Annotated in this window: 22 protein-coding genes and 1 tRNA gene; 6 read left to right on the top strand and 17 right to left on the bottom strand. The window is 47.4% G+C overall.

Features of this window, described 5'->3' with window-relative positions; all coding sequences use genetic code 11:
* Positions 1-84: 84 nt before the first annotated feature.
* The 5 genes from ACOGW3_RS22575 to ACOGW3_RS22555 form a co-directional block, all read right to left on the bottom strand.
* Entirely contained in the window at positions 85-1,593 is a 1,509-nt protein-coding gene (locus ACOGW3_RS22575; RefSeq protein WP_419905009.1) for a hypothetical protein, read from the bottom strand.
* Positions 1,594-1,842: 249 nt separating this feature from the next.
* A complete protein-coding gene (locus tag ACOGW3_RS22570; protein ID WP_419905008.1) occupies positions 1,843-2,181 on the bottom strand; it encodes a GYD domain-containing protein in 339 nt (112 codons plus the stop codon).
* Between the two features lie 385 nt (positions 2,182-2,566).
* A complete protein-coding gene (locus ACOGW3_RS22565) occupies positions 2,567-3,379 on the bottom strand; it encodes a substrate-binding periplasmic protein (protein WP_419905007.1) in 813 nt (270 codons plus the stop codon).
* A gap of 532 nt (positions 3,380-3,911) precedes the next feature.
* Positions 3,912-4,139: a hypothetical protein gene (locus ACOGW3_RS22560; RefSeq protein ID WP_419905006.1), complete on the bottom strand. Its 228-nt coding sequence runs from the start codon at positions 4,137-4,139 to the stop codon at positions 3,912-3,914.
* A gap of 22 nt (positions 4,140-4,161) precedes the next feature.
* Entirely contained in the window at positions 4,162-5,394 is a 1,233-nt protein-coding gene (locus ACOGW3_RS22555; RefSeq protein WP_419901077.1) for an ISL3 family transposase, read from the bottom strand.
* Here ACOGW3_RS22555 and ACOGW3_RS22550 point away from each other — a divergent pair.
* Entirely contained in the window at positions 5,381-5,515 is a 135-nt protein-coding gene (locus tag ACOGW3_RS22550) for a hypothetical protein (protein WP_419905005.1), read from the top strand. The two genes, ACOGW3_RS22555 and ACOGW3_RS22550, sit on opposite strands and share 14 nt — an antisense overlap.
* 6 nt (positions 5,516-5,521) lie before the next feature.
* On the opposite strand, the gene ACOGW3_RS22545 is transcribed toward ACOGW3_RS22550, so the two are convergent.
* Positions 5,522-6,754 carry an ISL3 family transposase gene (locus tag ACOGW3_RS22545; RefSeq protein WP_419901077.1) on the bottom strand — a complete coding sequence of 411 codons (1,233 nt, stop codon included), beginning with the start codon at positions 6,752-6,754 and terminating at the stop codon, positions 5,522-5,524.
* Between ACOGW3_RS22545 and ACOGW3_RS22540 the strand changes: the two genes are divergently transcribed.
* Positions 6,741-7,034 (top strand): hypothetical protein, encoded by a 294-nt coding sequence (locus tag ACOGW3_RS22540; RefSeq protein WP_419905004.1) that lies wholly within the window; start codon positions 6,741-6,743, stop codon positions 7,032-7,034. The genes ACOGW3_RS22545 and ACOGW3_RS22540 overlap by 14 nt on opposite strands.
* On the opposite strand, the gene ACOGW3_RS22535 is transcribed toward ACOGW3_RS22540, so the two are convergent.
* Positions 6,979-7,299, bottom strand: coding sequence for a Rap1a/Tai family immunity protein (locus tag ACOGW3_RS22535; protein ID WP_419905974.1), 321 nt, complete (start codon positions 7,297-7,299; stop codon positions 6,979-6,981). The two genes, ACOGW3_RS22540 and ACOGW3_RS22535, sit on opposite strands and share 56 nt — an antisense overlap.
* 57 nt (positions 7,300-7,356) lie before the next feature.
* Positions 7,357-8,214, bottom strand: coding sequence for a hypothetical protein (locus ACOGW3_RS22530; RefSeq protein ID WP_419905003.1), 858 nt, complete (start codon positions 8,212-8,214; stop codon positions 7,357-7,359).
* Between the two features lie 117 nt (positions 8,215-8,331).
* Here ACOGW3_RS22530 and ACOGW3_RS22525 point away from each other — a divergent pair, with 117 nt between their 5' ends.
* Entirely contained in the window at positions 8,332-8,784 is a 453-nt protein-coding gene (locus ACOGW3_RS22525) for an AAA family ATPase (RefSeq protein ID WP_419905002.1), read from the top strand.
* Entirely contained in the window at positions 8,774-9,547 is a 774-nt protein-coding gene (locus ACOGW3_RS22520; protein WP_419905001.1) for a tRNA(His) guanylyltransferase Thg1 family protein, read from the top strand. Before ACOGW3_RS22525 ends, ACOGW3_RS22520 begins: the two co-directional genes overlap by 11 nt.
* A 74-nt stretch (positions 9,548-9,621) precedes the next feature.
* On the opposite strand, the gene ACOGW3_RS22515 is transcribed toward ACOGW3_RS22520, so the two are convergent.
* The 3 genes from ACOGW3_RS22515 to ACOGW3_RS22505 all read right to left on the bottom strand — a co-directional run bounded on the left by ACOGW3_RS22515 (position 9,622) and on the right by ACOGW3_RS22505 (position 11,459).
* The gene (locus ACOGW3_RS22515; RefSeq protein WP_419905000.1) at positions 9,622-9,999 is read right to left on the bottom strand and encodes an EF-hand domain-containing protein; all 378 of its coding nucleotides are present in this window, start codon (positions 9,997-9,999) and stop codon (positions 9,622-9,624) included.
* A 151-nt stretch (positions 10,000-10,150) separates the two neighbouring features.
* Positions 10,151-10,798, bottom strand: a complete 648-nt coding sequence (locus tag ACOGW3_RS22510) for an HAD family hydrolase (RefSeq protein WP_419904999.1) — start codon at positions 10,796-10,798, stop codon at positions 10,151-10,153.
* 115 nt (positions 10,799-10,913) lie between these two features.
* Positions 10,914-11,459 (bottom strand): DUF1579 domain-containing protein, encoded by a 546-nt coding sequence (locus ACOGW3_RS22505; RefSeq protein ID WP_419904998.1) that lies wholly within the window; start codon positions 11,457-11,459, stop codon positions 10,914-10,916.
* A gap of 111 nt (positions 11,460-11,570) precedes the next feature.
* Here ACOGW3_RS22505 and ACOGW3_RS22500 point away from each other — a divergent pair, with 111 nt between their 5' ends.
* The gene (locus ACOGW3_RS22500) at positions 11,571-12,578 is read left to right on the top strand and encodes a helix-turn-helix transcriptional regulator (protein ID WP_419904997.1); all 1,008 of its coding nucleotides are present in this window, start codon (positions 11,571-11,573) and stop codon (positions 12,576-12,578) included.
* A gap of 75 nt (positions 12,579-12,653) precedes the next feature.
* Positions 12,654-13,418, top strand: a complete 765-nt coding sequence (locus tag ACOGW3_RS22495; protein WP_419904996.1) for a substrate-binding periplasmic protein — start codon at positions 12,654-12,656, stop codon at positions 13,416-13,418.
* 156 nt (positions 13,419-13,574) lie between these two features.
* On the opposite strand, the gene ACOGW3_RS22490 is transcribed toward ACOGW3_RS22495, so the two are convergent.
* The 6 genes from ACOGW3_RS22490 to ACOGW3_RS22465 form a co-directional block, all read right to left on the bottom strand.
* Entirely contained in the window at positions 13,575-14,003 is a 429-nt protein-coding gene (locus tag ACOGW3_RS22490) for a hypothetical protein (protein WP_419904995.1), read from the bottom strand.
* Positions 14,004-14,141: 138 nt separating this feature from the next.
* Positions 14,142-14,235, bottom strand: a tRNA-Ile gene (locus ACOGW3_RS22485).
* A gap of 133 nt (positions 14,236-14,368) precedes the next feature.
* The gene (gene phnE, locus ACOGW3_RS22480; protein WP_419904994.1) at positions 14,369-15,112 is read right to left on the bottom strand and encodes a phosphonate ABC transporter, permease protein PhnE; all 744 of its coding nucleotides are present in this window, start codon (positions 15,110-15,112) and stop codon (positions 14,369-14,371) included.
* On the bottom strand, positions 15,112-15,882 hold the full coding sequence (locus tag ACOGW3_RS22475; protein WP_419904993.1) for a phosphonate ABC transporter ATP-binding protein: 771 nt from the start codon (positions 15,880-15,882) through the stop codon (positions 15,112-15,114). The genes phnE and ACOGW3_RS22475 overlap by 1 nt, the downstream gene beginning before the upstream one ends.
* Positions 15,879-16,748 carry a phosphate/phosphite/phosphonate ABC transporter substrate-binding protein gene (locus ACOGW3_RS22470; RefSeq protein ID WP_419904992.1) on the bottom strand — a complete coding sequence of 290 codons (870 nt, stop codon included), beginning with the start codon at positions 16,746-16,748 and terminating at the stop codon, positions 15,879-15,881. The genes ACOGW3_RS22475 and ACOGW3_RS22470 overlap by 4 nt, the downstream gene beginning before the upstream one ends.
* Positions 16,748-18,601, bottom strand: coding sequence for a cytochrome c peroxidase (locus tag ACOGW3_RS22465; RefSeq protein WP_419904991.1), 1,854 nt, complete (start codon positions 18,599-18,601; stop codon positions 16,748-16,750). Before ACOGW3_RS22465 ends, ACOGW3_RS22470 begins: the two co-directional genes overlap by 1 nt.
* Positions 18,602-18,729: the final 128 nt, after the last annotated feature.

The following is an 18,729-nucleotide window of genomic DNA, read 5'->3' as shown; positions in this document are numbered from 1 at the left end:
CGAATTGTTCTTTTTTATGAAGTTACTCTGACCCAACTCGCGAAGGGAAACAAGTCGTTAGAAGAGAAAGCTTGTTAGCGCCCGTCATATTGGGTGACTGCGCCGGATTTCTATCAGACGCTGACAAATTTCGCGGGTTGCTTGCTGATATCCTGTCGGGAGGTTCTCTGTTCTATTCTTCTGGATTTTTTCAAACCAGTGAAAGCGTTTTCCATCCCATCGCCGGAAGAGATATAGAAACACATCCATCTCGCTCTTGTGTCCGATCCAACGTGCCATCAGGTGGCGGCGCCAAAGGGGGATTGCCGCCCAAATTTGCTCGGTTAAATCGACAGTCTTTTTTTTATTCTCAGTAGTGTAGCTTTCTTCTTCCTGATCCCAGAGGTTCTCTGCGACCATGATCGGGGCAATTTTGTCACTCCAGACAAAGCCGTTGGCTTCGCGGGTGGCATAGCCACACTGGACAAAGGCCCACATGGCTTGTTGAAAACCTCCTTGGACTTCAAAAGTTGCTTTTTCGTCAGAAATTTCCTCTCTGTAATGGCTTGTCGTAGATAAAAAATTTCCAATAATACTTTCTAGACGATAGTTCGAGATCGGGATGTGGGATTTGAGGTGTTCTCGTACGTTATCCAAAGGCATGGCGAAAAAGTAGTACGGGTCTTTATCGGCATCAAAAACGCCAAGTTCGCCCATTATGTCACAACCAACTTCAAAGATAGATTGGCCATTGTTCCACATTTCAGATTTGAATGTGGGATCTGATTCGCCCAGACAATGCCACATTACGCGGGCGATATGATATCCCGTTTCAACGAAGAGAGTTCGCTCATCCTCCGTGAGTTTTAGCTCCTTTGCAGATCTGGGGCGGCCATCGGCAAACAGATCATCGTCGCTGTTACTCAGGGTGTGATATCCAGTTGCGAAGATCTCTTTTAAAAACTCATTTTGTTCGTTGCTTAGAACTTTGGTAAAAACACTTCCTCCTTTGCCCGGTTCACCTTCGATTTCACCATTCAGATCAGGCTGTTCTAGGGGGGCATATTGGAATAGATCTAATATAAAATCGCGCAGGATGTCTTTGATGTAGTTTTCCACCTCAGCATGTCGAAGTCGGAGAATTTCAAGACAGCTTTTGGCATTTTCTAAAGTAATGAGAGACTTGCCATGTTGTGTCAGTTTTTTTGCAGCGGTGCTCGATCCCATGTCACAAATCAGGTAACTCGCGGCCTCGATAAAATCTATTCCAGTCAGGGCAGGGGTAGGTTGTAGCTTTTTCTCTTTATCAAGAATGAAACAGGGTCCTTGAAAGCAACCCAGTAGATACTGGGTGAAATTATCTGCCCGATCGGGCCTCCCTTTTAGTAAAGGATGGGTAGGCATGAACCACTTTCGAAAATTGTTTATCGAGATAAAGCTTTTTTCAAACCCGGTAACCGACCGGATATCGAGCCAGAGGTTCGGCACCCCGAGTTCGTTGCGCCGCATCAGTTCTTTAAGGGTATTGTCCTCAGGATTGATCTCTCCAGACGCAATCAAGGCTGATAGTTTATCCTGAACCTCTGCATCGTAAGACGCTGGGGGAGATGTCATGTGCGCTATTCCTGAAAACGGATTGCCGATAAAGACTGGCTTTGGGTTCTTGGCTGTATTTTGGATAGATATTCAAGGAAAAACAAGTGGTTAATACGGGCTCTGACAGCTTGCTAATTCGAATGCATTGAACACTGTTGTGTTGGTTTCGGTCATTGATCTCAAAAAAACAATGGTGATAAGGTAATCGCGCCCGGGATGGGGCGCGATTTAAAAGTCAGTTAACTGATTGGATCAAGATATAGGGTTTTAACCTGAGGCACCCGCAGGTCGGAAACCGGCGCGGACAGCGTTGGCTTTTTCCATAGCTGTTTTGGCTTCTTCTGGAGTGAGGGCCTGGACAGTTTTTAAATTGCACACACCGCCGGTTGATCCCGCAATCAGCAACCCTGATACCAGATCGGTCAGGTTTTCGCCTTCGACCACAATCAGGAAATCGTACTCACCCGTTGTTATGTAGTATTGGAGGAGTTTGCCGCCGACTGATTCCATAAGGCCGGCGACCGCTTGCTCTCGGTTTTCCGGGGTGTCGACCAAACCTTTAAGTGCTTTTTCAGTATAATTGCCTTGTGTAATAAAAAGTCCCATTTTTTAGGTTCCTTTTCTACTTGGTTAAGTGGATTTAAGGCAGTGCCACATCCCAACCCGTTTTATACTGAAATTTACCTTTAAACCGAGCCCTGTTATCTGGGGGTGTCGTATAAAGTAAAAGGTCGAAAGATCGGTAACGTTACCCCTGTCTATGCTAGCGAAACTTTATTCACTGGAAGTGGGGCGTAAGTGATATCCGACTTACTTTAAGAGCATATCATTTTGTCTTCTGAATGCTGGCGCGACAGGGTAACACAAAGGCTGCAAATTTTGTAGATACAAATGCAAACTGCAGAGCTGTGCAGCTATTACAAATCTTGTCTTACAAAATTGATAGGTCAAATTGAGAGGTGATTTGCCCAGGCCTCTCACTTCTTACTTCTCACTGGCCATACCGGGCCATGATCGATTTCCATTCTTTCGAATTCCGGAGAAAGGGGATCTGAGACTTAAGAAAGGCATATAGCTCATCATCGCCTTTGGTCAATAAATGGCGTTGAAATCGACTGTGAGGTTCCGTGGAAAAATGTATTCTCCCGGCAAGTTTCTTCTTGGCCAGGAGGTACTTGGCAATCGGTGTCGGCAGCAGGCCCGCATCAACCTTTTCAAAATACACCATGCGCATGGTATCCCAATAATTTGAGGTGGTTACGCGTATCATACGGCCATCTTTAATCAAGGACTCTAACCCCACCCACTTCGCACCTTCTTGCCCTGCGACCGTTAGGCCTTCGAGAGAGGCGGGGCCCCTGTATTCAATTGGATTGTTGGGGGAGGAAATTATGCTATTGCTGTCCTCTTGATATCCTTCCGTCCAAAGGTATTTCGTTTGGTTGATGTCTCCAAACCAGGCTGGGTTGACCCAGGGTATAACGACGATGGGATCTTGCTTCAGTCGCTCATTGAGCTCTAATCTCGGTAACCGAAAAACCTCAAATTTATACCGTCCTTCAGAGCGATCACTCAAGACGTCAGCGAGTTCGTATGTAAGGCCAAGCCTTGCCTGTGTGTTGACAATAAAAGGCTCTGCGACGTGATAGGTAAGGAAAGGGATCTTCTGCTGGGCCGTCGGTTCTTCTGCCCATAACCCGGCGGGGAACAGGAGGGAGAACAAAGATGATATCAGAACAAAGCAATAAACCGCCAGAGTTCTGTTAAAAACGGATAAGCCCACTATTAGTTTATTACTCACCATGGAAAGGCTTTACCTTCCGAGCATTTATCAACGGTATGACCGTATTAACGTGAAATCTTAGGTCATTGGGATTAAGGAACCGATAATTAGCCTGTTGTTTAGAATGAGGGGGTGCCTTAAGGCCTGATACCTTTGAGGATATCAACAAGGATTTCATGAGCAGAAAAACTCGTGCAGAAAGAGAGATCTTGATAGATGTTTCTGGCCGAGCAACCTTCGGCACGTTCATAAGGGGTGCCTAAAACATCGCCTCGGGCTCGGCTATACCTCCATAAGTTCCCAGGCGTCGGTGAGCGCGCATGATAACGAAAGCATCCTTGACGACATGGACGAATAAAATCGCTTTTTCGCAGTCATTACTTGGCTTCCAAATGGTGTGAAACCTACAACAGAGCGCCGCTTTGAATTGAGGCGCTCTGTAGGATAGAGGTGGGCCAGATAAATAAATTTGATAGGTACGCAGGTTATATATCTATTCATGTAATAAAAACAGCTCGGTAATCCTTATTAGGATTATTTATTCCTAAGAGTGTTAACCGGCTAATAGGTTCTCTTTTTCACCTTTAAACAGTGTCCTTGCTTGTCCAATTAACCCGGTAATTTCTTCTAGAATATCTGTAGCAGGATTTTCGACTTGAATATTTTTAGTTACCTCCTGTAACTCATTGATTAATATGGAAAGCAATGCTGTGCGTCCTTCGATTGTTTTTAGAGTATAGGCATGCATTGCAGCAGTAATATCATAAAGAGATTGTGGCACTTCTCCGCTTTGTTGAGTAGATTTAGGATTTCAAATAGAGCATAGATTGATTATCTGGAATGGATGATTGTCTAATTTTGAGTTTGAAGTATTCGGTATCCTTGATGCCTCTGGCTCGCTTACGGATCATTCCTATACTGACATTACCAGCCTCTATCCTGGCGCTTGTGAGCTTGTGTTTGGCGTAGTTGCAGATGCCCACACAATGTTTCCGTAGGGATTTCGCGAACTTTTTTAGATAGAGCATCTGTGACTGATCTGCTATCAGGCACCAACGTTCCAGTTGCTCCGCCATCGCCTCAAATGAAGCGGCACTCCACAGCAGCTGAAGCTGTTCTTTCAAGACGTAAAGTGCATTCAGGTTGCTATTGCTCTCCAGCAACCTTTGCAGCTTGTCACTTTGTTTTTCACTCAACTTATCCGCATTTTTGAGCAACAGATAATGTGTCCCTTTCATCAACTCTTTACCACTTGGATCGGCCTTTCTGAACTCAAGTCGACGCTGATTATGGATAGCTTTGCTGTAGTTTTTCATGACGTGGAAACGGTCAAATACTATGTCGGCCAACGGCAAGGACTCTCTGACAGCCTTTTGGTAGGCAGGCCCCATATCCATCGCTACGGCCTTTATTTTGCAGGCTGTATCTGGTTGCAGTTGTTTCAAAAACCTTGAAAAAACCTCGGCAGTTCGGCCTGCTTCAACCCAGATCAGATGACCGCCAACCATATCGTAGACCACCGTCATGTAGTCATGACCTTTCGCCCGGGCAACTTCATCTACACCAATATATTCCAAGCCAGTTAGCTCTGCAGGATCAAGCGTAGGGAGAGTTTCAATAAGGTATGCCCTGTCGATATTCTTGACCGTTTCCCATCGTATATCCAAATGTCTGGAAACCGCTTGAATAGACATATGCCGACATAATCCACTGATCAGTCGGCAAAATCGGTGAGTGAAACGGCACCCTTTATCAACAAAATCACACCCCTCAATGCGGCGTTCGCCCTTGTTAATATAAACCTGCGCCAGCTCAATCTCGACCACACAAGGATACCCAAAAAGGGGGATGTCGTTTACTTGTCGGCGGACATGCTGGTTGATGCTTCCCTTCTGGCCTGTAGCAGGGTCTATAGCCCTCCTACGCGCGTCTCGGCTGCAGTGAATGACAATCTTAACACCGCCGTCATCCAGTTTAATTTCATTTACACGTTGCCCTTTGAGGCCTAAAATATGCTGCGAGATGTTGATTGTCATATACCTGCTCTATGTAAAGTTATCAGAAACCATACATATCAACAGGTTACTTGGCGGTCGGCATCTTTTTCTACTCAACAAAGCGGAGAAGAGCCATAAGGGCTCTTCTCCGCTTTGTTGAGTAGATTTAGGATTTCAAATAGAGCATAGATTGATTATCTGGAATGGATGATTGTCTAATTTTGAGTTTGAAGTATTCGGTATCCTTGATGCCTCTGGCTCGCTTACGGATCATTCCTATACTGACATTACCAGCCTCTATCCTGGCGCTTGTGAGCTTGTGTTTGGCGTAGTTGCAGATGCCCACACAATGTTTCCGTAGGGATTTCGCGAACTTTTTTAGATAGAGCATCTGTGACTGATCTGCTATCAGGCACCAACGTTCCAGTTGCTCCGCCATCGCCTCAAATGAAGCGGCACTCCACAGCAGCTGAAGCTGTTCTTTCAAGACGTAAAGTGCATTCAGGTTGCTATTGCTCTCCAGCAACCTTTGCAGCTTGTCACTTTGTTTTTCACTCAACTTATCCGCATTTTTGAGCAACAGATAATGCGTCCCTTTCATCAACTCTTTACCACTTGGATCGGCCTTTCTGAACTCAAGTCGACGCTGATTATGGATAGCTTTGCTGTAGTTTTTCATGACGTGGAAACGGTCAAATACTATGTCGGCCAACGGCAAGGACTCTCTGACAGCCTTTTGGTAGGCAGGCCCCATATCCATCGCTACGGCCTTTATTTTGCAGGCTGTATCTGGTTGCAGTTGTTTCAAAAACCTTGAAAAAACCTCGGCAGTTCGGCCTGCTTCAACCCAGATCAGATGACCGCCAACCATATCGTAGACCACCGTCATGTAGTCATGACCTTTCGCCCGGGCAACTTCATCTACACCAATATATTCCAAGCCAGTTAGCTCTGCAGGATCAAGCGTAGGGAGAGTTTCAATAAGGTATGCCCTGTCGATATTCTTGACCGTTTCCCATCGTATATCCAAATGTCTGGAAACCGCTTGAATAGACATATGCCGACATAATCCACTGATCAGTCGGCAAAATCGGTGAGTGAAACGGCACCCTTTATCAACAAAATCACACCCCTCAATGCGGCGTTCGCCCTTGTTAATATAAACCTGCGCCAGCTCAATCTCGACCACACAAGGATACCCAAAAAGGGGGATGTCGTTTACTTGTCGGCGGACATGCTGGTTGATGCTTCCCTTCTGGCCTGTAGCAGGGTCTATAGCCCTCCTACGCGCGTCTCGGCTGCAGTGAATGACAATCTTAACACCGCCGTCATCCAGTTTAATTTCATTTACACGTTGCCCTTTGAGGCCTAAAATATGCTGCGAGATGTTGATTGTCATATACCTGCTCTATGTAAAGTTATCAGAAACCATACATATCAACAGGTTACTTGGCGGTCGGCATCTTTTTCTACTCAACAAAGCGGAGAAGAGCCAATATAAGGCGCGATTTCTGAACGCAGTAGGTCGAATAGTCCGCAATTCATTGCAGATCGTCCGTAAATCATGGTCGAACGGTTATTGTCGCTGTTTGGGTGATGATGTCTTTAACGGAGTTTATTTCGTTATTCTTTGCAAGGAAATTCGAACTGTAAAAGCTCGACTGTCATCTGTCCCATAATGTGTGTGCGATGTTGTGGGTCTTTTTTGAGTGCCATAGCTACAGTCTCGCGCGCATAGGTAAAGCTTGCTTGGTCAAGAGGACAAATATTGTTCAATGATAAAATATTATCCGTGACCCCTGCTATATAGCCGCTACAAAAGTCGTCACTCAGTTTTAAATCAACTTTTTGCCCTATCAATCTATTCTCGACGCATTCGGTGTAAAGGTTATTTTTCTCGAAATAATCAGCCCTAGCCGGACCAGATATCAATAAGGTCGTCATCAGAAAATAAAATAAATACTGCACAATCATTACCTGTTTAAACATTTAATATAGCCGTTAAATTCCGCTTTGATCTTGGTTCTTTTTCTTTATTTTACCCATTAATAAATAAAGGGTTCTAAAAAATACTTTCATTTTTGGGCGAGCTTTAAGAAGCATTTTATATGCATAAGCATCGGCTTCTTCTTCTTGATCAGGGACTTGTCCACCTTCTATATGTTTATGAAAGTGGTGGCCGATTTCGTGGTAAAGAGTAATTTGTTTAAAGAGCCGATTAAGTAGTTGTATGGGATTGTACGGATGCTTATTGGTGTACCAGACAACGGTAAGCACACTGATATAGTTGAGATGATATCCGGAAAAATCATAATGAGATTTGTATGGGATGAGGTAAATACGGGGTACGCGTTCATAATCCTCAAAGGGGATAGATTCTAACCATTTCAAAATACATTTTGTAGCCTGATGTCTCTTGTCGATGGCCTTGTCTTCAAGGATGATGGTGTCACCAACCTTGGTTTCCAGGAAATTTGACCTCTTAAAACGTAGGATCGAATTGAAGGCTCTGGCTGTTGTATCGTCGCATTTTTCCGATATGGCTTTTTTTATAAATTTCTCAGATATCTCTTCGTCCAGATCATGAAGAATCACGAGCAGCCCCGTTGCCAGGACTAACATTTCTGGCCGTCTATTCTTTTTAAACTCTATGAGCTCTAGTTCCCGGAGTAACAAGGGAATAGATTTTGCTCCAGCCTCATACAGCCTTTTATAGGCTTTAGCTTTAGTAGGATGATGTCTGCTAATCAAGCCCCGCTTCAATTGATTGACTACGGTTTCCAGATCGTCTTCTCCAGTACCCTCTATTTCCTGGGCGCCTGTTCCCGATTGCACGGTTTCGTTATCGGTATTTATCACCAAGCACTGGCCTTTAGTATAGGTAAGAGGAAATAAGGTGAATACTACTTATGCTTGATATTACCTTTTATGTCCATATAGTTAGCACTCTTGATATCGTTTTAGTGGCGCAACAGAATGTTTGAAACAATCGTTTTTACGGGGTTACAGGCCTGCGGGAAATCCAGCTTTTATCAGTGGAAATTTTCCAATACGCATTTGCGCCTGAACCTGGATATGCTCAAAACCCGGAACCGAGAAAAAATACTGCTCGAGGCCTGTTTGAAGGCGAAGCAGAATTTTGTCGTGGATAACACCAATCCAACAAAGGAAGCGCGAGCCAAATACATCTCTGCGGCTAAAGAACATGGCTTTAAGGTCATTGGATATTACTTCCAGTCCAATATTCAAGACTGCTTGCGGCGAAATGCGACCCGGGAAGGAAGGCAGAGAATTCCCGATCCCGGTATCAGAGGAACGGCTAGCAAGATGGTTGTGCCGAGTTATTCTGAAGGGTATGACGAATTGTATTACGTGGTCATGGATGAGGCCGAAGGTTTTAAAGTAAGTGAGTGGGCGGATGAAGTTTAACGATCTAGATAAATCTATGCGTATTTACGAGACCGCACACGACCAGTGCGTGCTCCCGGGAATTTTCATCGTTGTCCGCTTGGATGGACGGGGATTTACCAAGTTAACCCGAGAAGTCCACAATTTCGAAGCCCCCTTTGATAGCCAGTTTCGCGATCATATGGTCGCAACTGTTGCTCACCTGATGGAGTGCGGCTTCAACGTCATTTATGGCTATACGCAAAGTGACGAGATTTCTCTACTCTTTCACCTGGGCGATGAAACCTTTGGCCGTAAAGAGCGCAAGATAAACTCTGTCCTAGCGGGAGAAGCCAGTGCCAAATTTTCACTAAGCCTTGGGGCTATGGCTTGTTTCGACAGTAGAGTGTGTCAGCTGCCGAATGCGCAAAAAGTCGTCGATTATTTCAGATGGCGCAACGAAGATGCCCACCGTAATGCCTTGAACTCTCACTGTTATTGGATGCTACGTAAACAGGGCGAAAATGCTCAAGCTGCAACCAATCAGTTAAAGGGCATGTCGGTCGCCGACAAAAATGAGCTCCTCTTTCAAAACGGAACTAATTTCAACGAGGTTCCAACCTGGCAAAAGCGCGGCATTGGCCTCTATTGGGAAGAATACGAAAAAGAGGGCTTTAATCCTAAAAGCCAGCAGAGCGTGTTGACGACCAAACGCAGGGTCAAAACCGATTATGAGCTGCCGATGAAAGAGGGTTATGAAACCTTTATCGAGAATATCTTGATAGCAAGTCAGGAAAATAACTAAAATCAGGATACAGGCAAAATGCCATCCGTACTCCTTCGTTGTTATTGCTTACAGGATTTGCATTTTCCGCTGATCTAGGCCGCTTCTTCAAGGTCTCCAAGTGTGCCTTCTTCCTGAAGCTGCAATAATATATCCTGCATGCTGTTCGACATCATACCGGCTGGGGGCCTACCACCTGTTCTTTCCTGGTGTCCCATTCTATCTTGATGGAAAGACTGCAATTCCTCCTGGGTAAGTTCTCCGCTATTGTCGAGATCAATGGAGGCAAAGAGTTCTGTGGTGTCTTTTGTTCCTGATGCGCGACCGGTTTCTTTTGGTTTTTGCTCAAGAAGAGAGGCGAACTCATCTACATTGAGCCCACCACTGCCATTGGTATCGGCAGTTTGGAACATTTGTTGCTGCATGAGCTGCTGCATCATCATGCTGTCTTGTGTGGAACCAACGCTCGACATAATAAAACCCCTTCAGTTTGGTTGGGAAGCGCCTATATCCAGGCAGCTTCTTAACCAATGGAAATATTTTTGTTCTGAAGGGTTACACGTCCAGGGGCGGAAAAACTGTCTCTGTTTCGTAAATAAAATGATTTTTACGAGATTGAGCGAGCTAATTCAATTCTTCAGCAAAGCGCCATACCTCTTCCATGGAAGTAATGATCTCAGCACCCGCATCGGATAAGGTTTTTTGCGGGGTGAAGTCATCTCCGCAGTAGCCCAGAACTTTCATCCCTGCAGCCTTACCAGCCTGAACGCCGGAAAGTGAGTCCTCGATCACAATGCAATGTTCGGGGGAATAGCCCATTTTCTCAGCGGCATAGAGGAAGACATCGGGGTGAGGTTTGCCGCGGGATACCTGGCTGGAGGAAAACAGAACCTGTTCTAGCTGGGGGAGCAGGGATGTTTGACCAAGGGTGGTGTGCATCTTCTCTATTGTTCCGGAAGAGGCAACGCAGACGTCTATACCGGCATCTATGAGTGTTGATACCAGTTTTTCCACCCCTTCGATGGCTTTGACCCCAGATCTCAGAGCGTGGTTTATCTCTCGCTGAATGGCTTCCGGCTGTAATGTCTGTTCAATATGTCCTGATATTTCATCGCAGACGGTGCTCATCGACTGGCCTTGAAATTTTCGACGACATTCCGGCCCGGTAAGTGGATAACCAAGTTCCGTGAAAATCTCTGCCATACGCTCATTGGCTTTGCTTTCAGTATCAACCAGGACGCCATCGCAGTCGAAAATAATCAAGGGGGTCAAATCGTTACTCCGTAAACTTAAGATCTTAAAGCTTGAGTATAAGAGGGAGTATTAAAGCGTCAATTCAAATGAGAACAGAAGGTTGATGTCCCTCTGTTCTCATCTTACGATCCTCTTACTTACGTGAAAAATCCATAGTCCAGTTGACTTCCCAGGTGGCACCGTCATCGGGGGAGAAAGCCTGTTCCCACTGCGGAGTAGGCGTATCGGTGCCGGTCCAGCGAAAGCGGACCTTAATTGCTTTTCCGTCCAGAGTGTCTTCGGCGTAAAATAGCCCAATGCCGTTTTCGAACTGACCCAGTACCGGGACATCAAGGCTGTGCGGCGTGCGGCTATCGAGCCACCATATTGCCCACTTATCGCTATTGGGATTATAGGTGCGCAGGGAAATCGCACGGTAGGGATCACCGGGCAGATTGAGTACGTTGTCATCCATGTTACCACCCAAATTATCAGGTCCGCCAAGGATCGGCTGTGCGTTCATATGTCCTCCGAATTCCTGCCAATTTTCCGATCCGGTTAAGCGCTCGGTGAGGCGGCGGTGATGTACATTCCAGGTGCCCATCAGAAAATCAAAGGCGTGTGCCTGTGAAGAATTATTCAGTGAAACATCATTCTGGGAAGGAATATCCTGAACTTCGATATTGGCTGTCTGTGTCATGGGGAGATCGGCTTTCTATTGGTCAATTTTTTGTGGAGCACAGAGGTTATTTCGTTATACTTGCCAAATAATGTCAGGTTTTATTTGTACCCCAAAATAAAAGGGAATTAAATGCGGGCGTCGCGGCTTCTCTCCATCCTCATGCGTTTGCAAAAGGGCCGAGTGACGGCTGAACAACTTTCTGCCACCCTCGAAGTTTCGGTGCGCACCATTTACCGCGATATGGATCACCTCAGCCTTTCCGGGGTTCCGGTTTATGCTGATCGGGGCAGGGCAGGTGGTTTTCAACTCTTGGATGGATGGAAAATGCCCGCTACAGGGCTGACCGGGATCGAGGCCGAGGCTCTTTTATTATCGGGTATGCCGGATCAGGTCAGGCAGCTCGGCCTGCACGCCGCTATGCTCAGCGGTCAGGACAAGATCATGGAAACCCTGACCGAAGATCAGCGTGCCTTTATCGGCAAGATATCCGGCCACGTCCATATCGATCCGGTTTCCTGGTTCGGCGAAGAAGAACAGTCCGACAACCTGCAGGAACTTGCTCAGGCGCTTTGGAGCCGACGACAGATTTCTTGCCACTACGAGAGTTGGCGCGGGGTTGTTGAGCGGACCCTTAACCCGCTGGGACTGGTGGTCAAAGGCGGCAAGTGGTATCTCGCCGCAGAGATAGAGACAGAGATAGAGGATCCAAATAATAATGCCCAAAATAAAAGCCCCCAGAGGATCTATCGGGTCGCAAAATTCCAGAAGGTCAACCTGCTTGAAGAAGGTTTCACCCGCCCCACAGATTTTGATCTCGCTGACTTTTGGCGCCGCTCGGTAGAACGCTATGAAACTGACATCTACCGATCAACCGCCAAGCTCAGGTTGAGCCCACAAGGCCTCGCCCAAATCCACAAACTGGGAGCCCCGGTCGCAAAAGCCGCAGAGCTAAGTAAATCAACCCCAGATGCCGAAGATTATGTCGACGTAACCATCCCGATTGAAACCCTGGGACAAGCCTGTTCCGATATCCTTCTACTCGGTACCAACTGTCAGGTCCTGGAACCGCCGGAATTGGTGGAGAGTATCAAGCGCGAGTTGAAGGGAATGAACGATCTTTATCAAGTTGGGGCTTAATTAAACATTTCATAATGGACTTACATTACAAATAATGTGCCGCATAAATTTTTCTTTAGTAAAGAGCGTTGCGTAATGTTTTTGAAGTTAATTGTTTTCGCAGCAGTATTATTGATTTCATCAAAGTCGATCGCAGACGAAACAATCACGCTCACAACGGGGGAGTATCCTCCTTATAACTCAGAATCAATTCAACATAATGGTCTGGTGCCGAGAATTGTAACCGAGGCATTTCGAACACAAGGCGTTCAGGTTAAGTATGCATTTTTCCCCTGGAGCAGAGCATACGAACTCTCAAAGCGGGGGGATTACGATGGCAGTGCACAGTGGTTCTATTCGGACGAACGTGCAGAATACCACTATTACAGTGATGTCATTATGGAAGAAACAATGGTGTGGTTTCATCTTAAGGACACATCGTTTAACTGGGACGATTTATCAGATTTAAAGCCCTATAAAATAGGGGCCATGAAGGGCTACACTTACACGGATGAATTTTATGATTTAATTGACCAGGGAGAACTCAACGTTGATTTTTCCAACCGTATAGAGATCCCCTATCAAAAATTACTGAAAAACCGTATAGAGGTATTCCCTGAGACACTCGATATCGGCCTCCATGTCTTACGTAAAAACTATCCAGCAGAAACGGCTGATTTATTTACCTATCACCCCAAACCGCTGGTTAAGGCAAATACGCACCTAATCTTTCCAATCATTAATCCCCAGTCCCGGCGGTTATTGGCTTTGTTTAACCGTGGTCTCTCTCTCATAAAACAAAATGGCCTATACGAGAAAATCTTTCTGGAATCCCGACAAGGAAAGTTTGAGGCGGGGTAAATTTTCTAATGCAAGTAATGATTTGAAGGGTATGGAATTTTCTGGTGGGTACAACCAAGCCGATTTCGACCTAACCTTCCCCATAGAAACCTAACAACCAGCCTGTCGGATATCCTATGCCTCGGCACTGATTGTCAGGTTCTGGGACAACGGCAATTAACAGTTGATACTCCGGTACTCATCAAATGTTTTATATTTGTTTATAATTCCGTCAGTACCGCAGAAGAAATACAATCCCGGATTGTCTAGTGTTTCAGTTTTCAGGCTATTCTTTGCGATAGTAGAGAGTGCTTTTTCTAGTATTGAGATGCAGTCGAGTTTTGACTTGAATATGAAATGGGATTCGCCATCATCATGCGTACTCAGGCTACCTATATTTTCTATTGTTGCATCAAAATCAATGAGAATTAAATCGGGTTCAAATTTGAAATAATTAAAGAGGTCTTGGATAGTCGTAATTTTTGGAAGGTTTTTATTTGATATCCAGCCATATTGCTTGAACCTTTCAGCCCCGAAGTCAGTAATTTCAATCTTTGTCTCAGGGGGGAAATATGACAAACCTTGCTGAGTTGATAATTCGCTCATATAGAGTTCAAAACCGCGTTCTGTATGGTTATATTGGAATAGATGTAATCGAAGGTAATCGCACATAATGATAAACTGAAACCCCCAGTAAACTGTTTGTAAAATTACTTCGATCTGGAATTGGTCCAAAGAAAAAAATGGTAGGGGTGATGGGACTCGAACCCACAACCTGCCGCTTATCTAGCTGTTACGGAATATAAACCCGCTGCTCTGCCAATTGAGCTACACCCCCACAACAAGGGCGCAACCACAACGCGGTTAAGCCCCTATGTGTTCTAGGGTGCTTGGTATGAGAAAGTCGTTGAGCAGATAAGTTGTCATGCACCATATGGTAGTGATGGCGGTTTGGTCGGTCAAGCCTTGGTTTAGGAAACCCGCTTTTTCAAATAGCCGTTAGCCAACTCAGACAACAGCACGAGGACGATGACGGTTAGTGTTGCTGTGGCGGCCTTTTCGTATTGGAACGACCTGACATAGGTTTGGATGTAGAGGCCGATGCCCCCGGCACCGACGACGCCCAGAACCAGGCTTTCGCGTAAGTTGAGCTCAAACCGGAAGACGGTATCGCGGAGGATAACCGGCGCCATTTGCGGCCAGATGCCGTAGCGTAACTGCTGTTGCCGACTTGCGCCGGCGCTTTCCAGGGCGGTGATCGGCCCGGCGGCGACGTTATCAATCGCTTCAGCGTAAAACTTTGCCAGCATTCCTGTAGCGTGAAACGTAATCGCGAGTATACCAGGCAACGGCCCCAGACCAACGGCGCCAACCATCAGCATGGCCACAAGGATCAGTGGGATCGCCCGGATGGCAGCAAGAAGGGCGCGGGTTGAGCGGGAGATAGAGGGTGGCATTAAGGTTTCGGAAGCGAGTACACCCAGAAACACCGAAAGAATGACCGCAAACAAGGTGCCAAGGATGGCGATTTGCAAGGTTTCAGCTAAACCACGCAACATGTCTTGCCAGATCGAAAAATCTGGCGGGATCATCCGGGTGAGAAAGTCCCACAAACGGGGGCCGGCCTTGGTCAGTTTTGCCATTTCCACATCTGCGGTGAGAGCAGCCCATGCAATCGCGCCGATGACAACCAGCCAGGTAATTGTCCGATGCATTATTTGACCACCCGTAGACCGGGTTCCGTCGCGCAACCGAAATAAAGCTTTTTGATTATGCTTTCAGATACTTCGTGGGTTGGTTGATCAAACTGTATGCGACCATCGCGCAGGCCGACAATGCGATCGGCAAAACGTTGTGACAACTCTGGTTGGTGAGAGGTGAATATCACCCCGATACCGCGCTTACGCGCTTCACCCGTGAGGAGTTGCAAGACCTTTTCAGCCAACGCAGGGTCCAGGTTACTTACGGGTTCATCCGCCAGGATCAATTTTGGTTCCTGGGCCAGACAGCGGGCGATGGCAACGCGTTGGCGCTGTCCACCCGAAAGCTGATCCACCCGTCTGTCGGCGAATTCCACGAGGTTGGTATCGCGTAGGATCGAGCCGACGATCATGTGATCCTGTGTGCTGAAATGGCCCAAGACCGAGGCCCAGTTTTTCGTCCGGCCCAAGCGCCCGTTCATTACATTTTGATAGGTGCTCAAGCGATCCACCAGGGCAAAGTCCTGAAAGATAAACCCGGTATCGGCGCGTGAATTTCTGTGTGGATGGTGGTTCGCATCCAAAGGGTTGTTCAATACACTGGCTGTGCCACTCCATCCCTTTAGGCGCCCGTCCAGCAGTGTCAATAAGGTCGATTTACCAGCACCCGAAGGGCCGATCAGCGCAAGGCACTCGCCAGGTTCCATCGACAGATTGATATCCGAAAGGGATAACCCGCCGTTGAAATCATGGCTAATGCCAGAAAGAGTGAGCGCTGATGTCACTTCAGATATCCGTACCGTTTCGCTGTTGATCTCACACCGTCGTAATCATTTACATTTGCTTTGACATAACCATCCGGGCCGTAGAGGTAAGCCAGAAGGTGTTTGTTTTTATCCGCATTCAGGCTGAGCATGGCCTTAATAAACCGGGCCTGTACGTCTGCGTCAAGACCGTTTCTGGCGATGACCACGTGGCTGGGGATTTGTTCGGAATCAGCAATCCATGTGACCTCGGCTTGTTGGTCGGGCAACAGCAGCAGATCAGCGTACTGACTGGCACCGGCGGCATCGACCAGGCCAGATGCCATGGCCTGCATTGCCTGTTGATAACCCCCGGCAAAGAATTTGCGGCCAAAGAACTGATCCGCCTGATCTGGCGAAGCAATCAGACCTTCTTTGACAAACAGATCCAGCGGATAAAGATAACCGGATTCAGAGATTGGATCGGCAAAGGCAATGTCGCGCCCCTTGAGATCGGCCAGAGTTTTAATCCCGCTATCCCGACGCACAAAGATACGGCCGGAATAACTTGGTGTTCCGCGGTAAACTTCTGATAACAAGGGAACAGCTCCGATTTCGGCTTCGGCCAAGACAAAAGGCAACGCCCCCATAAAGGAAATATCGGCATCGCCATTACGCAGTGCCTCGACAGCAGCGGCATGATCAAAGGTGACAAACCCACTGACCGGCACGTTCAACTGTTCAGACAGCCAGGCGCAGATTGTCTTGATATCACCCAACAGCTTGTCGGGGTTTTCCTGCGGGATAAAGGCAAGCTTCAAACCATCAGATTTTGCTGCTAGGACGGCGTGGGTCGGCAAAGTGAGGCCAAGGGCAGTCATTGCCAGAAAGTTACGACGTGACAGCATTAGAACATCCTCGCATCATATTGGTCTTGCAGGGATTTGAATTCCTGCCATTTCGTTTCGGCCACTTGCCACTCACCCGCAGCCACGGCATCACCAACAGCGCGCAATGTGCTGGCCAGTTGATAAACCTGGGGACGGGCTGAAAGATTGCTCATGGTGCCGGCATCCGCCGCCAAGTCAGGCGCCACTGTATCAACCAGAATGGCGATGTTCTTGGTATCACGGGCAGGCAGCAATGTATTTAGGGTGGATGCAAAGGTGGTCAACTCTTCAAACGCCAGGCGGAAGGTGCTCTCTTTGCCCTGGAAGACTTGGTATGGTTCTTCACCATCGCCGACGGCTTCTAGATAGGCAGTGAGATCCGCGCGTTGGTTAACATCGAGGCCAAGAGATTTCGTGTCGTTGAACCAGTCGACCACACTTGCCAATGTCGGTAGCGATCCGTCGTGCATGTAGGGAGCGGTAAAGTTGATGTTGCGCAGGGTTGGTGTTTCAAATGGCGTTGCTGTTCCATTTTCAAAGGGGGGCTCTGAACTGACGATGTCATAAGTTTTACCATCGCGAAAGTTGCGATCCGGCGTATGGCAGGAAGAACAGGCGCGGCCGTTTAATCCGTCAAACGGGCTGTTGAATAGGGCTTCACCGCGCAGGGCAGACGCTGAGGCGCCATCGGTTAACCGACCACTGCGGTCAATTTTTGGATTTGGTAGAAAGTCGAATTGGCGCATATAGGCGACCAAGGCATCAAGCTGGAACGGGGTTGGTTCTTCACCGGCGAATTCTGTCACGATCACATTGCGGGTAAAGCGGCGTAAGCTGGGTTCGCGTCCATCACGACCGTAAGGGGCGGTAAAACGGATGCCGCGGAGGGATGGGGTATCGAGCGCATCATCACTTCGATCGTTAAACAGTGGATTGAAGAAGGCACTGTCAACATCCATGCCGCCCGCACGATGGCTGAGTCCCGGAATGAAGAAGTCACGGTTCACGTCAGAACGATTGTGACAGGTGGAACAGGCAATGCCCAATTCACTGGCTGGTTTGCCAAAAATCACCGGGCTGTCGAACAGCATGTCGCCATAAGCAACCAGCGGAAGATTGGCTTCGTCTTCGCCTGCTTCTTCAAATTGCAGGATCAACCGCGGGAGCTGCTCTTGATCTGCAATATTGGATCCGGGTGGCAAGGTGGCAGGTAGATCGATCTCATCCCCGCGCAAAATTGCGCTTTCAGGAATGGAGCTCAATTTCGCCCGATCAGAGAAATCATCGGGGGCGTAATTGGTGTTCAAGTATGTTTCGATGGTCTCACGTGCAGAGTTAAATGATCCGGCATCCGCTTTTAATGCACCAGTCCCCAGCACCCCTTTGGAACCGAGGGCGGAATTTATTTCCAGCCACGCCCGACCAAGCGCGCGGTAAGACTTGGGATCAGCCGCCTTTATGCCGTCTTCAAACGCACGATACAACGCTTGCGCCCGGGCAACATCCAGGGCTGCTTTTGGCGTCCCCATGTTTTTATCTGCGGCTGCTAAATGCTCAATAATTCCCTGATGGATCGTCTTGGTTGCGGCTTCAAACAGGGCTTGTCGATCTTCACCAGTGAAGGCGCCCTCAAGCGAAGTCCGCTCCGCTGCACTCAATAGCGACAAGGCAGGGACATCCGCAGATGCACCATCCACCGGCTTTTCCCAACTGTCTTCGATTTTTTGCCAGGGAACAGGGTTGAGATTGCCCATAAACAGGGTCAAACGATAAGCCGCAGCTTTCGGAGCCCAGGGAGCTTGCTCGACAACAGTGGCAAAACTTAAGGAAGGGACGAGGGCGAGTGCCAATGCGGTGAGGATGCGTTTCATGTTAGCTCTATGAATATAATTTAGCCGTGGCTACATTTATTAGCATTTGCTGTCGCAATGTCAAGTTTAGAATTTATCTAAAAGCAATAAAATTTGTGTGAGTATTCAATGAGTTTCAGTCGCGGGAG

Source organism: Kiloniella sp. (genome assembly GCF_965205715.1).
Classification (GTDB): domain Bacteria; phylum Pseudomonadota; class Alphaproteobacteria; order Kiloniellales; family Kiloniellaceae; genus Kiloniella.
The sequence above is the reverse complement of the archived record's forward strand: the minus strand, read 5'-3'. Positions and strand labels throughout refer to the sequence as shown.

Coding starts and splice junctions, on each gene's coding strand:
- ACOGW3_RS22555 (WP_419901077.1), bottom strand. CDS start 5,394: ATGACAATCAACATCTCGCAGCATATTTTAGGCCTCAAAGGGCAACGT.
- phnE (WP_419904994.1), bottom strand. CDS start 15,112: ATGCATCGGACAATTACCTGGCTGGTTGTCATCGGCGCGATTGCATGG.
- ACOGW3_RS22500 (WP_419904997.1), top strand. CDS start 11,571: ATGCGGGCGTCGCGGCTTCTCTCCATCCTCATGCGTTTGCAAAAGGGC.
- ACOGW3_RS22535 (WP_419905974.1), bottom strand. CDS start 7,299: ATGACGACCTTATTGATATCTGGTCCGGCTAGGGCTGATTATTTCGAG.
- ACOGW3_RS22490 (WP_419904995.1), bottom strand. CDS start 14,003: ATGAGCGAATTATCAACTCAGCAAGGTTTGTCATATTTCCCCCCTGAG.
- ACOGW3_RS22515 (WP_419905000.1), bottom strand. CDS start 9,999: ATGTCGAGCGTTGGTTCCACACAAGACAGCATGATGATGCAGCAGCTC.
- ACOGW3_RS22470 (WP_419904992.1), bottom strand. CDS start 16,748: ATGCTGTCACGTCGTAACTTTCTGGCAATGACTGCCCTTGGCCTCACT.
- ACOGW3_RS22520 (WP_419905001.1), top strand. CDS start 8,774: ATGAAGTTTAACGATCTAGATAAATCTATGCGTATTTACGAGACCGCA.
- ACOGW3_RS22575 (WP_419905009.1), bottom strand. CDS start 1,593: ATGACATCTCCCCCAGCGTCTTACGATGCAGAGGTTCAGGATAAACTA.
- ACOGW3_RS22540 (WP_419905004.1), top strand. CDS start 6,741: ATGTTGATTGTCATATACCTGCTCTATGTAAAGTTATCAGAAACCATA.
- ACOGW3_RS22550 (WP_419905005.1), top strand. CDS start 5,381: ATGTTGATTGTCATATACCTGCTCTATGTAAAGTTATCAGAAACCATA.
- ACOGW3_RS22570 (WP_419905008.1), bottom strand. CDS start 2,181: ATGGGACTTTTTATTACACAAGGCAATTATACTGAAAAAGCACTTAAA.
- ACOGW3_RS22495 (WP_419904996.1), top strand. CDS start 12,654: ATGTTTTTGAAGTTAATTGTTTTCGCAGCAGTATTATTGATTTCATCA.
- ACOGW3_RS22465 (WP_419904991.1), bottom strand. CDS start 18,601: ATGAAACGCATCCTCACCGCATTGGCACTCGCCCTCGTCCCTTCCTTA.
- ACOGW3_RS22525 (WP_419905002.1), top strand. CDS start 8,332: ATGTTTGAAACAATCGTTTTTACGGGGTTACAGGCCTGCGGGAAATCC.
- ACOGW3_RS22505 (WP_419904998.1), bottom strand. CDS start 11,459: ATGACACAGACAGCCAATATCGAAGTTCAGGATATTCCTTCCCAGAAT.
- ACOGW3_RS22565 (WP_419905007.1), bottom strand. CDS start 3,379: ATGGTGAGTAATAAACTAATAGTGGGCTTATCCGTTTTTAACAGAACT.
- ACOGW3_RS22545 (WP_419901077.1), bottom strand. CDS start 6,754: ATGACAATCAACATCTCGCAGCATATTTTAGGCCTCAAAGGGCAACGT.